The sequence below is a fragment of the Streptomyces sp. CB09001 genome (assembly GCF_003369795.1).
Classification (GTDB): Bacteria; Actinomycetota; Actinomycetes; order Streptomycetales; family Streptomycetaceae; genus Streptomyces.
This window is the reverse complement of sequence record NZ_CP026730.1, coordinates 80358-93319: the sequence shown is the minus strand read 5'-3', so window position 1 is coordinate 93319 and position 12962 is coordinate 80358. Positions and strand designations below refer to the sequence as shown.

15 protein-coding genes are annotated in these 12962 nt (G+C 73.6%); 10 read left to right on the top strand and 5 right to left on the bottom strand.

Going from position 1 to position 12962, the window contains the following annotated elements; translation table 11 throughout:
* The first annotated feature begins 8 nt into the window (after positions 1-8).
* The 6 genes from C4J65_RS00455 to C4J65_RS00430 all read left to right on the top strand — a co-directional run bounded on the left by C4J65_RS00455 (position 9) and on the right by C4J65_RS00430 (position 4593).
* Positions 9-647, top strand: coding sequence for a class I SAM-dependent methyltransferase (locus tag C4J65_RS00455; protein WP_115740536.1), 639 nt, complete (start codon positions 9-11; stop codon positions 645-647).
* 125 nt (positions 648-772) lie between these two features.
* Positions 773-961 (top strand): hypothetical protein, encoded by a 189-nt coding sequence (locus tag C4J65_RS00450; protein ID WP_115740535.1) that lies wholly within the window; start codon positions 773-775, stop codon positions 959-961.
* A gap of 20 nt (positions 962-981) precedes the next feature.
* Entirely contained in the window at positions 982-1671 is a 690-nt protein-coding gene (locus C4J65_RS00445; protein ID WP_115740534.1) for a hypothetical protein, read from the top strand.
* Complete coding sequence (locus tag C4J65_RS00440) at positions 1668-2600, top strand: hypothetical protein (RefSeq protein ID WP_115740533.1); 933 nt, start codon at positions 1668-1670, stop codon at positions 2598-2600. Before C4J65_RS00445 ends, C4J65_RS00440 begins: the two co-directional genes overlap by 4 nt.
* Positions 2597-3517 (top strand): hypothetical protein, encoded by a 921-nt coding sequence (locus C4J65_RS00435; RefSeq protein WP_115740532.1) that lies wholly within the window; start codon positions 2597-2599, stop codon positions 3515-3517. Before C4J65_RS00440 ends, C4J65_RS00435 begins: the two co-directional genes overlap by 4 nt.
* Entirely contained in the window at positions 3514-4593 is a 1080-nt protein-coding gene (locus C4J65_RS00430; RefSeq protein WP_115740531.1) for a serine hydrolase domain-containing protein, read from the top strand. Before C4J65_RS00435 ends, C4J65_RS00430 begins: the two co-directional genes overlap by 4 nt.
* Positions 4594-4655: 62 nt before the next feature.
* On the opposite strand, the gene C4J65_RS00425 is transcribed toward C4J65_RS00430, so the two are convergent.
* A complete protein-coding gene (locus C4J65_RS00425) occupies positions 4656-6032 on the bottom strand; it encodes an alpha-lytic protease prodomain-containing protein (RefSeq protein ID WP_115740530.1) in 1377 nt (458 codons plus the stop codon).
* Between the two features lie 204 nt (positions 6033-6236).
* Complete coding sequence (locus C4J65_RS00420) at positions 6237-7898, bottom strand: alkaline phosphatase D family protein (protein WP_115740529.1); 1662 nt, start codon at positions 7896-7898, stop codon at positions 6237-6239.
* Positions 7899-8043: 145 nt separating this feature from the next.
* On the opposite strand from C4J65_RS00420, the gene C4J65_RS00415 reads away from it, so the two are divergent.
* Positions 8044-8199 carry a hypothetical protein gene (locus C4J65_RS00415; protein WP_205350937.1) on the top strand — a complete coding sequence of 52 codons (156 nt, stop codon included), beginning with the start codon at positions 8044-8046 and terminating at the stop codon, positions 8197-8199.
* A gap of 44 nt (positions 8200-8243) precedes the next feature.
* Here C4J65_RS00415 and C4J65_RS00410 read toward each other — a convergent pair whose 3' ends face one another.
* Positions 8244-9044 (bottom strand): class I SAM-dependent methyltransferase, encoded by an 801-nt coding sequence (locus C4J65_RS00410; RefSeq protein ID WP_115740527.1) that lies wholly within the window; start codon positions 9042-9044, stop codon positions 8244-8246.
* Positions 9045-9100: 56 nt separating this feature from the next.
* Positions 9101-9244 (bottom strand): hypothetical protein, encoded by a 144-nt coding sequence (locus C4J65_RS00405; protein WP_240330354.1) that lies wholly within the window; start codon positions 9242-9244, stop codon positions 9101-9103.
* A gap of 222 nt (positions 9245-9466) precedes the next feature.
* On the opposite strand from C4J65_RS00405, the gene C4J65_RS00400 reads away from it, so the two are divergent.
* The 3 genes from C4J65_RS00400 to C4J65_RS00390 all read left to right on the top strand — a co-directional run bounded on the left by C4J65_RS00400 (position 9467) and on the right by C4J65_RS00390 (position 11573).
* Positions 9467-10147 (top strand): PAS domain-containing protein, encoded by a 681-nt coding sequence (locus C4J65_RS00400; protein WP_115740526.1) that lies wholly within the window; start codon positions 9467-9469, stop codon positions 10145-10147.
* 8 nt (positions 10148-10155) lie between these two features.
* A complete protein-coding gene (locus C4J65_RS00395; RefSeq protein ID WP_115740525.1) occupies positions 10156-11133 on the top strand; it encodes a pyridoxal-phosphate dependent enzyme in 978 nt (325 codons plus the stop codon).
* A gap of 80 nt (positions 11134-11213) precedes the next feature.
* A complete protein-coding gene (locus C4J65_RS00390; protein ID WP_007389344.1) occupies positions 11214-11573 on the top strand; it encodes a cupin domain-containing protein in 360 nt (119 codons plus the stop codon).
* Positions 11574-11650: 77 nt separating this feature from the next.
* Here the strand turns inward: C4J65_RS00390 and C4J65_RS00385 are convergent, their stop codons facing one another.
* Complete coding sequence (locus C4J65_RS00385; protein WP_115740524.1) at positions 11651-12961, bottom strand: ABC transporter permease; 1311 nt, start codon at positions 12959-12961, stop codon at positions 11651-11653.
* Position 12962: the final 1 nt, after the last annotated feature.

Below are 12962 nucleotides of genomic sequence, written 5' to 3'. Positions count from 1 at the left end.
GAGGCACCATGACCGACACCCCCGCGCCGGCTCCCGCCGCGGAATTCTGGGAGGCCCGCTACCGCGACTCCGGCCGCGTGTGGAGCGGCCGCCCCAACGAGCTGCTGGTGCGCGAGGCGGCCGCCCTGACGCCCGGCACCGCCCTGGACCTCGGCTGCGGCGAGGGCGGCGACGCCGTGTGGCTGGCCGCCCAGGGCTGGCGGGTCACCGGCGTGGACATCGCCGTCACGGCCCTCGAACGCGCTGCCGTGCACGCGGCCGAGGCCGGTGTCGGGGACCGTGTCGCCTGGCAGCGGCACGAGTTGGGCGACTCGTTCCCGGAGGGCACCTTCGACCTGGTGAGCGCGCACTACCTGCAGTCGCCGGTCGCCCTGGACCAGCGGGGGGTCCTGCGCCGCGCGGCGGCCGCCGTCGCCCCCGGCGGCACTCTCCTGCTCGTCCTGCACGCCGGCTGGCCGTCCTGGCAGACCGAACCCCCGTTCGACGCGGAGTTCCCCACCCTGGACGGCGTGCTGGCCGACCTCGCCCTGCCGGACGGCGGATGGACCGTCGAGACCCGCGAGACCGTCCGCCGTGCCAGCACCTCGCCCGACGGTGTCGAAGGCCACCGTGAGGACCACGTGTGGCGGTTGCGGCGAAGCCAGTGATGTCTGGTTTGCGCTATTTGTTGAAAAAGTTATCTCATGAGTTTTCTGAGAGATAGGCATGGTTTTGTGAGTACGGGGACACCTGTGGTGTGAAGGCTTTTGGCCGACCAGAGGGAGATGGTGACATGCCTTCCAAGGAGACGGTGACCGAAGAGATCACCCGCACCCCGAACATCGACATCGACGCGGCGCTCGACCCGGCCGAGGCGGAAGGCGTCTTCCGCGACAGCCGCGAGTGCGCGGCACTGGCCCTGGCGGGCGGCGACTACGGCCTGCTGCTGTCGCCGCCGACCCCGCGCCCGAAGAAGGGCTGACCGACCGACAGGAGCAGTGAATGCACCAGCCAAGCACTTCGTCCTTCCTGAAGGACGCGGTGCGGGAGTTGGCAACCGGCGTGGCCTCCGCTCTCAGCAGCGGGGGCCACGGCCCGGTGTCCGGGGACCTGTCGCCGGCCACCGGCACCGACGGCTTCGCACCGGCCGCCGTGCGGGTTCTGGGAGCCGACTTCCTGCTGCCGCACCTTCTCTTCGGCACCCGCCCGGGCGAGGCCGAACTCGCCCTGTTCCGCCGGGCCGTGGAGAGCTACCCGCCGCGTGCCGACGCCGCGCCCACCGTGGTGTGGAGCCACTGGGCGATGACCCGGGCCCTGCACCGGTCCGCGGGGCCCGGCCCGGCCGGTCCCGAACCCGCCGCCGGCTGGCTCGACGTCGCCGACTGGCGGACCCTGAGCCACCAACTCGCCGTCCTGGCCCCGCTCGCCCTCCCCGGCGAGGAATGCGCCGTGGCCCGCGTGGCCCGGCAGCGCCCCCTCGACCTGGCCCGCGGCTTCGTCCGCGCGGTCCGCCGCCGGGACTGGCTCCAGGCGGCCGGCGCCGGCCGCTGGCTGACCCTGCTGGACGGCGTCCCTCAGACCCTCGGCCTCGAGTCCGGGCTGGACTTCGTGGAACTCATGGCCGACGGCGACCCGCAGGTGGGCATCCAGGTACGGGCCGCCCGGCTGCTGCGGGCCGGAGCACTCGTGTGAGCGCCGCGCCCGTCCGGGAGGCGGTCCGGAGCGTACGGGACGTGGCGGACACGGCACTGGCCTGGGCGGACGCGCACCGCGACGCGTTCACCCTGGGCGACGACGCCCTCGCCGCGCACGCCGAGGTCGACCGCACCTGGAAACCACTCGGCGAACTCGCCCAGGTGTGCGCCACCGTGGCCGCGCTCACCAGCCCCGCGGACCCCCTGCACACCCGCGCCCGCGACCTGCTGGCGCACGCCTGGGACCAGACCGGACGGGGCGCGCTCCTGACCGCGCTGCAACGCCAGGAGCCCTTCGCGACGTACCCGCTGGAGGTCTACGCCGCCTTCGCCGCGGCCGGGCTGCGCCACCGCGACTACGAGAGGGCCGCCGCCACGGTGGCCCGCACCCGGGGCTGGCGGCTCACCGAGCAGGACCCGACCCGTCGCCTCGGCGTCCTGGCGGCCGAACGCCACAGCGGCATCACCCGGTCCGGAGATCCCGACGCCGTACGGGACGGCACCTGGCTGGGCGGCCTGCCCGAACCGTGGACCTTCGAACGGTCCGCCGGATACGCCCTCACCCATGTCGTCTTCCACCTCACCGACTGGGGCCGGGCCGGTCCGGCCGGCGTCCCGGCCCGTCTCGCGCAGTATCTGACGCAGTGGCTGCCGCCCTGGCTCGACACCTGCCTGGACGCCGGCCTGTGGGACCTGAGCTGCGAACTGCTCGCCGTGGCGGCGAGCGTGCCCGGCTCCCTCGACCCGCCCGCGCTCGAGGAGGCATGGCAGCGCCTCGCGGCGGCCCGGCACCCGTCGGGCGCCCTGCCCGAGGTGGCCGCGGCCCCCGCCGACGACTTCACCCACTGCTACCACTCCACCCTCATGGCCGCGTTCGCGGCGACCCTCACCCACGTACACCTCGGCGGACAAGGAGCGCTCGGATGACCGCCACGCGCCTGATGCACACCGTCGGGGCCCGCGCCCTGGAATGGCTGTGGGCCCACCGGGACGGCTTCCGGCTGGAGCCCGACGCGGACCCGGAGGTGGGTTTCCTCCAGCGCTTCAAGCCGATCGGCGAACTGGCCCTGATCTGCAAGGTGCTCTTCCGCGAGGGCGTGGCCGGCTCCCGGCAGAGCGAACTGGCCCGACGGCTCCTCGACCACGTCTGGCGCGAGAGCCTGGACGGCGGCCGCATGCTGGTGCGCGGCCAGCGCACGGAACCGATCTCGTCCATCCCCTTCGAGGTGTACCTGCCCTTCAGGGAACTGGGTTACAGCCAGCCCGAGCTGGAGCGGGCCGCCGTCCTCAACCACCGGCTGGACAGCTGGGGGGCCTTCGAGCGGACCCCCACCCGAAGACTGGGCCTGGCCACGTTCCAGCGCCGCTTCGGCCTGACCCCGCACCCGTCCGAGGCCGAGGCACTGAGCGACACCTGGCTGGCCCGCACCCCCGAACCCTGGACGGTCGAGGGCCACATCGCCTACGACATCACCCACGCCGTCTTCCACCTCACCGACTGGGGCGAGAACCCCACCGGCCTGCCACCGCACGTCGCCGACTACCTCACGGCCTGGCTGCCGAGCTGGATCGACGACTGGACGGACCTGGAACGCTGGGACCTGCTCGGCGAACTCCTCGTGGTCGACGCCTGTCTGCCCGAACCGGCCCTCGACGAACGGGCCTGGGAGGCGTTCGCCGCCGCCCAGCAGCCCGACGGCGCCATGCCCGCCATCCGCGACATGCCCGAGGGCGACCCCGACGAGGTGTTCGACATCGTCTACCACCCGACGCTCGTCGCCGCCTTCGCCTCCCAGCTGGCCACCTCCCGCGCCCTCACCGAGCTGGCGCACTCCGCGTCGTGACGGGCCCTCAGACGCCCTGGCCGGGCGCCCCCGACACCGAGGAGCACGCCCCGCCGGAGCAGGTACCGGCCGACGACACGGCGCTGCGCGAGCGGCTGACCGAGGCCGCGCACGCCTGCGACGCGCCCGACGTCGTCTTCGCCGTCTCCCGGCGCGGCCGCCGCACCCTGTACGCCGGCGGCACCGCCCCGGCGCCCGCCGTACCCCGCGAGGACCTGCGCTACGAGATCGGGTCGGCGTCCAAGACGTTCGCCGCGCTGCTGCTGACGCGCCTGATCCGGCGCGGCGTGCTCACCGGCGGAGAGTCGGCCGCCGGCTGCCTGGACCCCGGCAGGACGCCCGGCCCGCACCCCGTGACACTCGCGCACCTGATCACCCACACGTCGGGGCTGCCCGCCCTGCCGGCCGGCTTCGTACGCCGGGGCCTGCCCGCCTGGCACACCAACCCCTACGCCCGCTACCCGGCCGAGGACCTGACCGACACCTTCCTGCGCCAGGAGCCGAAGCACCGCCCCGGAACCCGCTGGCACTACTCCAACTACGGCGTCTCCGTGCTCGGCCACGCCCTCGCCGCGACCACCGGCACCGCCTGGGAGGACCTGATCACCGGACAGGTGCTGCGCGCCCTCGGCCTCAACGGCACCGTCCTGCGGGCACAGGGCCCCGGGACCGACGCCGTGGGCCACCGCAAGGACGGCCGCACCCCCGTGCCGCCCTTCGACGCGGGCGGCTTCCAGGCCGCCGGAGCCGTCCGGTCCACACCCAACGACCTGCTCACCTTCCTCGAGGCGCACCTGGACCCGGACCGCTCACCGGCCGCCGGCGCACTGCGGGCGGTGCGGGTGCCGGTGCTCCGGCGCGGACTCGGACACCGGCACGTGCACACGGTGGGGTGGTTCCGGCACCCCACGGACGGCGGGCCGATGTACTTCCACAGCGGCGCCACCCTGGGCCAGCAGGCGTTCCTGGGCTTCCGGCCCGACACGGACACGGCCCTGGCCGCCGTGTGCACCCGCAGGTTCCGCGCCCGGGACCCCTTCGTCGCCACCGCCTACGCGCTCCTCGCGCAGGGGTAGGCCGCCGGGACACGGGCCGGCGCGGGGCCGCTTCGGGCGGACCCGCGCCGGACGAATGTCCGTCAGACCCGCTGCCACAGGGCCGGGGCGCTCGCCGGTGACCCGGCGCCCTGGGCCTGGTGGCTCTGCAGGCAGCGGTAGCGCACGCCGTCGAAGGAGACGGTGGTGCCGACCTCGTAGACCCGGCCCGCGGTCCACGCGTCCGCCGCCGCGTTGTCCTGCGGCGCGGGTGTCTGAGCCGCGGCGGAGGTGGTCTTCAGAGTGAGGCCGAAGTCGCTGAGCAGCGGATTGATCGGCTGGTAGAAGGTGGTCCCGCCGTTGGTGCAGTCGCCGGAGCCGCCGGACGTGGTGCCCTGCGCCTGGACGCCCGACACGAAGGGGCCGCCGGAGTCGCCGGGTTCGGCGCACACCGTGGTCTCGGTCAGCCCGTCGACGGTGCCCTCCGGGTAGGTGACACTCGTGTCGTGCTGCTGGATCGTGCCGCAGTGCCATCCCGTGGTCGAACCGGAACGGCACACCGAGGCACCCACGAGCGCCTCCACCGACCCGGCGAGCTGGATCTTCTCGCCGCCCTCGGCCTTCACGTCCGGCGTGGCGGTCCAGCCGGAGTTGACGCCCACCCAGGCCATGTCCTTGCCGGGGAAGGTGGAGGCCTGGAAGGTGCCCTGGTCGGCCTCGTTGAACCCGGTGGTGGTGGCGCCCGGGTCGCCGCAGTGCCCGGCCGTGGCGAAGCCCTCCTGGTCGTCCTTGGTGACGGAGAAGCCGATGGAGCAACGGGCCTGGTCGTTGATGTAGTAGGCGTCGCCGCCCACCAGGTCCTCCAGCACCCGCGGCTGGTCCGGCGAGACGCGGACGCCCACGTCCTCGGCCGGCACACCGGCGGCCTCGACGAAGTCGGCCGCGGCCTGCTCGCCGGTCGCCTGGACCGTGACCCGGTTGGTCTTCACGTCGACGTACCAGACGGGCGTCTGCCGGGTCCGGGCGCGGACGGCGGCGGCGTCCAGCTTCTCCTTGACCGCGCGCAGCTCGGCGAGGTTCCGGCCCACGACGGCGGCCTCGGCGCCCTGCGCCTCGATGGCCGCGGTGTCCGCTGCGTCGGTGGTGGCGACGGTCAGCTCGGCGGAGGTCGCCCCGCTCACCCAGGCACCGGCGAAGCGGTCGCCCAGCGTGTTGCGCAGCATGCCCGCGCGGGTGCCCGCCTCCGCCTCGTTGACCAGCCGGGCCGCCGCCTGTCCGGGCGCCAGCCTCAGGTCGCGCTCCATCGCGCTCAGCATGCGCGCCGGCGCGGTGGCGGCGTCGGGCGTGCGGGCCACGGCGGGCCGCGGTCCGGGAACCGGCGGCGGCGCCGCCGAGGCGGCCGAGGGCAGTGCGGTCAGAACCAGGGCGCCGAGCGCGGTGAGGGCTGCGCGGCGGCTGCGCGCGGCATGTCTGCCGACCATGCGATGTGCCTCCTTCGGACGCTGTGCGAGACAGCGGTGTTGTGGTGGGCGACCGTGGGTCACGGTGCGCCCGCGACGAAGTCACAGGCCTTGCCGCAAAGTTCCGCGGCGATGCCCGACCCCGGACTGTTTCGCGCTATGGGGGACGCCGTGGGTGCCATGTGCAGTACGCGGACGCCCGCCCTCCCGCCGGTCGGACCCGGGTCAGGCGGGCTTCAGCCCCGGTTCGCCCGCCTCGGTGACGAAGGACGCGGCCGTGGTCACCGGGGCGCCGGGCGTGCTGATGGCGGAGACCGTCCTGAAGTCGAGGTGGGCGGCCTGACGGCCGAGTTCGGCCCGGACGTAGCCGCGCTTGCCGTTGTAGAACTTCATGTGCGGGTTGGCCTTGAGATACAGGTCCCAGTTGGCGGGCTGCTCCACGCCGTCCCGGCCGCTGGCCACCGAGGTGCAGGTGACCTCCGTGCCGACGGTGGCGGAGGCCGGGTCGTCGAAGTCCTCCTTGACGTCGAGGGCGTAACCCACGTGCACGTCGCCGGTGAGGATCAGCCAGTTCTCGACCCCGGCGGCCTTCGCCCCGGCGACCACCCGGCCCCGCGAGGCCCGGTAGCCGTCCCAGGCGTCCATGGAGAGCGCGGCGTCGGCGGTCACGTCGAACTTGCGCTGGGAGAAGCACACCTGCTGGGGCATCACGTTCCACAGCGCGGTCGAGCCCTTCCAGCCGTCGAGCAGCCACTGCTCCTGCGCGGCGCCGGTGATGGTGCGCGCCGGGTCGTCCGACTCGGCCCCGGGGGCGTGCGGCCGGTCGTCGTAGGCCTGGTCGGAGCGGTACTGGCGGGTGTCCAGGATGTCGAACTGGGCGAGCGTGCCCCAGTGCAGCCGGCGGTACAGCCGCGCGTCGGGACCCTGCGGCAGCTGGGCGGCGCGCAGCGGCTGGTTCTCCCAGTACGCGCGGTACGCGGCGGCCCGGCGCAGCAGGAACTCGGACGGCGGGATGTCGTTCTCCGGGATGCCGCCCGCGTAGTTGTTCTCGGTCTCGTGGTCGTCCCAGGCGACGACGAACGGGTGCGCCGCGTGTGCGGCCCGCAGGTCCTCGTCGCTCTTGTAGAGCGAGTAGCGCAGCCGGTAGTCCGCGAGGGTCATCGTCTCGCGGTTGAAGACGTCGGGCAGCGTGATGTCGGTGTATCGGCGCTCCCCGCCCTCGGAGTTCACCGCGTACTCGTACAGGTAGTCGCCGAGGTGGAACACCACGTCGACGTCGTCCTGGGAGACGTGGCGGAGCACCGTGTAGTAGCCGTCCTGGTAGGCCTGGCAGGCGACCGCGGCGAGCTTCAGCGACGGGGTGACGCTGCCCGCCGCGGGGGCGGTGCGGGTGCGGCCGGCAGGGCTGAGCCACGCCCCGGCACGGAAGCGGTAGTAGTAGACGGTCCCCGGTGTCAGGCCCTTCACGTCGACGTGGACGCTGTGGTTGTACTCGGCGTGCGCGTCGGCGGTGCCCCGGGACAGGACGGCCGCGAAGTACTCGTCCAGGGCCACCTCCCACTCCACGGTGACCCGCTCCGTGCCCATGCCGCCGTCCTCGAGGAACGGCTCGGGGGCCAGCCTGGTCCACAGCAGCACCGAGTCCGGCAGCGGGTCGCCGGAGGCGACACCGAGGGTGAAGGGGTCCTTGCTGATCCGGGCGGTGCGTTCGGGCGCGGCGACCGCGCCGCGGGCCGGCAGGTTGGTGGAGAAGGCGAGCGCGGCGGCGGCCGCGGTCACGGTGAGGAAGCGCCTTCGGCCGAGGTGCCGGGCGGCGGCGCCCAGCACGGCGTCGTGGGGGGAGAAGGCGTGCTCGGCCAGTGCGCTGGGTCGGCCCGTGGGCGCCATCTGGTGTCCTCTCGTACAACGGGGCGATGCGCGGACCCCGCATGCTAAGCAGACAAAACGCCTTAAACGGGCAGGGCTTGCGGAGTGATCACACAGGAGGAGGTACGCGCGGGTGGGTGCGGTCCCTCCGGGGGACCCGGCAGCCATGGCCGGGACACGGCGCTACGAGGTGGCGGCCGCCGGCCGCTGGTGGGACGAGGGCGACAGCGTCCGCCGGGTCCGCCCGCGCCGCGCGGCCGCGGCCGGCCGCCGGGGCGCGGGTTCCCGGCCCGCCTGGCGGCGCGTCGACCCACGCCCGTAGGGGCCGGGCGGACCGTCCGGCCCCCGGGTCGCTCGATCGGCCGCCTACGACGGCAGCGGTGAGCGGCTCACCCGGATCTTGGACTGGCCGTGCGGCCGCTTCTCCCAGTCCTCCATGAACCGCGCGTGCAGGTTGTGCTGGGCGGCCAGGGTGAGCAGCGTGTCCGTGCGGTAGTAGAAGTCCTCGCGGAGCACCTGGTGCTCGGTGTCCTCCGTCCGGTCGAAGGTGAAGTCGAAGAACCCGGTGTCCGTCAGGACGCGCCCGACGTGCGCCAGGCACTCGTCGATGACGTTCAGCGGCGAGTGCGAGAAGACGCTGTGCGCGTGGACGACGTCGAAGTGGTCGTCGGGCAGGAACTCCAGCCGCAGGTCCCCGGTGAGGGTCAGGTGGGGCAGCTTGGCCTGGAGTCCGCGCTCGGTCAGGATCTTCTTGGCGGCGATCAGGATGTCCGGCGAGATGTCGATGCCGTAGTAGTGGCCGGTGTCGAGGTGGTCGATGAACCGCCAGCCGCCGCGCAGGTTGCCGCAGCCGATGTCGAGCATGCGGTGCTCGGGGCGCAGCCCGTGCTCGACCAGGTAGTCGAACTGCATCTGCCCGAGGGCCAGCCAGCGGTCGTGCGTCCGGCTGCCGACCGCGGCCTCGGGGCTGCGCCGGGTGTCGGAGGCCATCACCGCCCGGTAGTAGCCGACGTGGTCGGGGTGCTTGACCCGCAGCCACGCGTCCCGGCCGGCCCGGCGGACGTAGGGGCCGACGCGCTCGGGGTGGCGCAGCGCGTACCCGACCTTGTGCGTGAGCGCGGCACGGTTGCTGCGCAGCTTCTTCGGGGACTTGGCGTCCTTGGCCATGGGGGGAACGACCTCCGTACGGGGGACTCGGACAGTGACAGGCGCCGGTCCGGGTGTCAGACCCGGCGGCGCAGCAGAAGGACCGTGACGAGGGCGAGGGCGAGGCCGCCGAGCAGTGCCGTGTCGGTCCACCGGAAGGTCCAGTAGTCGTCGGCGGGATTGGCCTCGTAGTAGCGGGAGACATACCCGTGCCGGGTCATGCACTCCCGCAGTTCCCGCCCGGAGGGCGGGCAGCGCGATGTCGAGCGCGCCGAGCAGCCTGAGCGGCTCGACGTCCAGGAACCGGGGCGATCCGTCCGGCGCCCGGGGTGCAGTGCAGCGGCCCCGGGGCCGCAGTGGTCGAACAGCGGATCGCGCCCCGATGCCGAACGACACTCTCCTTGGACTCCTCGTCCAATGGCTGGACGTGTAATCTGACTCGCATGAACGAACCCGCACTGGACGCCGAACGTGACGCCGTCCTCGCCGCGCTGCGCCCCGTCGTCGACGGGATCGCCGCGACGTTCGGACCGGTCTGCGAGGCGGTGCTGCACGACTACCGGCGCCCCGAGCGCTCGGTCGTGGCCGTCGCGGGGTCGGTGACCGGGCGGACGGTGGGCGGGGCGATGAGTGAGATCGGCATGCGCGTGCTGGCCCGCGGCGACGAGGCGCACGACGAGCTGAACTACGTCACCCGCACGGCCGGCGGCACCCTGCTCAAGTCCTCCACCATGGTGCTGCGCGACTCCTCGGGCGCCGTGTTCGGAGCCCTGTGCGTCAACCTGGACGTCACCGCCGTCGACCGGGCCCACGCCCTCCTCGGCGCCCTCGCCGGGACCGCCCGCACCCCCGCCCAGGTACCGGCGACCACCTTCGGCGACGACATCGACGCCGTGGTCGACGCCATCGTGGACGCCCACCCGCTGCGCCGCGACACCAGCTGGGCGGCGCTGGACCGGGACCGGCGGCTCCAGCTGTTCCGCGACCTCGACGGGCGCGGAGTGTTCGCCGTACGCCGCTCGGTCGAGCACGTCGCCACCCGGCTCGGCATCTCCCGCGCCTCCGCCTACCACTACCTCTCCCAGGCCCGCGCCGACACCGGCCCGGCCGCCGACACCCCCTGAGGACACCCGTGACGACCACCACACCGCCGGTCACCCTCGACGACGTCCGCTCCGCCGCGGCCCGCCTGGCGGGCGTCGCGCACCGCACCCCGGTGCTGCGCTCGCGCACCCTGGACGCCCTCGTCGGCGCCGAGGTCTTCCTCAAGTGCGAGAACCACCAGCGGGTCGGCGCGTTCAAGTTCCGCGGCGCCTACAACGCGGCCTCCCGCCTCACCCCGGAGCAGCTCTCCAGAGGTGTCGCCGCCTACTCCTCGGGCAACCACGCCCAGGCGGTCGCCCTGGCCGCGCGCGAACTGGGCACGACCGCGGTGATCGTGATGCCCGAGGACGCGCCCCCCTCCAAGCGGGCCGCCACCGCGGGCTACGGCGCCGAGATCGTCACCTACGACCGCTACACCGGCGACCGCGTGGCCGTCGCCGAAGCGCTGGCCGCCGACCGCGGACTGACCCTGATCCCGCCCTACGAGCACCCGCACGTCATCGCGGGCCAGGGCACCGCCGCCCTCGAACTGGTCGAGGAGACGGGGGAGCTGGACGCGCTGGTCGCCCCGGTAGGCGGCGGCGGACTGATCGCCGGGAGCGCCACCGCGGTCAAGGCCCTGCACCCCGGCACCCGGGTGATCGGTGTCGAGCCGGAGGCCGGGGACGACACCAGGCGCTCCCTGGCCGCGGGCCGGCGGGTCACGGTGCCGGTCCCGCGCACCATCGCCGACGGCCAGGCCCTGCCCACCCCCGGCGAGCTGACGTTCTCCCTCAACCGGCGCCTGCTCGACGGGATCGTGCTCGTGTCCGACGGCGAGATCCGGGACGCGATGCGGTTCGCCTTCGAACGGCTGAAGACCGTCCTCGAACCCAGCGGCGCCACCCCGCTGGCCGCCCTCCTGAACGGCCGGATCGACGCCCTGCCGCCCCGCGTCGGCGTGATCCTCTCCGGCGGCAACGTGGACGCCGCCCGGTTCGCCGAACTCTGCGGCGCGCCCCGCTGAGCCGCGCGCGTCCCCCGGATGGCGCCGCCGAGTTGACAGGCGGACGATGGAGTGGTGGGGACAGGGAAAGGAGGAGCGTCATGCTGGAGGCAAAGACGCTCGACAAGCCGGACGAGCGGCGCGATTTCCCCCGCGGGCACATCGAGGCCGTGCACATGGAAGGGCTCGACTTCGCCGTCGCCACCTTCGAACCGGGCTGGCGCTGGTCGGAGTCCGTGGCGCCGATCGCGGGCACCGACAGCTGCATGATCCACCACAACTGCTACGTGGTCGAGGGACGCATGCACGTCCGCATGGACGACGGCACCGAGAGCGAGGTGGGCCCCGGCGACGTCTTCGTCTGCTCGCCGGGCCACGACGCCTGGGTCGTGGGCGACGGACAGTGCGTCGTGTACGACTTCGCGGGCAGCATGGCGAAGGAGTACGCCAAGGCCGACTAGCGCGCCCGCCGGCACACGAGAGGGGGCGACCGCCACGGCAGTCGCCCCCTTCCCCTTTTCCCTCTCCTCCTCGCCGCTCAGGCGGCCGGCGTCACCGCCCCCACCGCCGGCGTCCGCAGCACCCGCCGGGCCGTGCCCAGGCTCGTCCCCAGCGTCACCGTCGCCGCCAGCGCCACCATCGCGAGCCACACACCGGGGAACTGGTCCGGCAGCACCGCGTCGGTGCGGACCACCGTGAACGGCACCACACCGGCCAGCGCGGCCACCGTGCCGAAGAACACCCCCGTGACCGTGAGGATCACGCCCTCGGCGCCGACCACGCCCAGCACCTGCCCCGGCGTCGCTCCCGCCAGCCGCTGCTGACCGAATTCGCGCGAGCGGTACGTCGTCGCCGCGTAGAGCGAGTTGATCAGCATCACGCACACGAACACCGCGATGATGCCGACCACCGTGAGGTTCAGCGTCTCCAGGTTCTTGGCGTCGACCGACTTGACCAGACCCGAGGCCTTCACCGCGTCGCTCTCCACCGACTGCATGGTGATCGTCGCCGTCGACACCGCGGTGAACAGGATCAGCGAGACCAGGATCCCGGCCAGGTGACTCGCCCGCTCACGCAGGTTGCGCACGGCCAGCCAGCCGCTCGCGCCGTTCAGCGGCAGCCGGTCGAGCACGCCCTTCAGCAGTCGCGGCGACAGCAGCGCGAAACCGACCGACAGCAGGATCGCCCCGTAGGCCGGTGCCGCCATCAGCATCTCGTCGGTCGCGGAGAACAGGAACGTGGCACCGGCCGCCGAGGCACCGGTGACCAGCGCCGCACCGGCCAGGAACCGCTTCGCGCCGGTCCGCTCCCGGCCACCGCGGGTCAGGCGCCGCACCGCCAGGAACGCGGCGCCCGCGGACGCCAGCAGGGTGATGGACACGCCGCTCGCCAGCGCGACGGGCCCGAAGGTGTAGTCCACGGACCGCGCCACCTGGCCGCTGTCGTGGAACATGCCCAGCAGCGCCCGTCCACCGAGCATCGCCGGGCCGACGGCGAGCACCGCGCCCACCAGGGCCACGGCCACCGCCTCACCCACGACCATCCGCTTGATCTGCGCCGGGGTCGCCCCCGAGCAGCGCAGCAGCTCCAGCTCGGCGGTGCGCTGGCGCACGTTGACCGTCAGCGTCGAGGCCACGGCGAAGAACACCAGCAGGGTCCCGTAACCGCCGACGACGCCCGCCGACGTGCCCAGGGTCTCCGCGCTGACCGGGTCGACGCCGGCCTGCCCGGACGTGTCGTGCATCGAGTTGAACGTCATGATGACCACCGCCCCCAGGAAGGCGGACAGCAGCGTCGCGAGGAACCGCCCGGGGCGTTGCCGGATCGACCTGAGAGCCAGTACGAACATC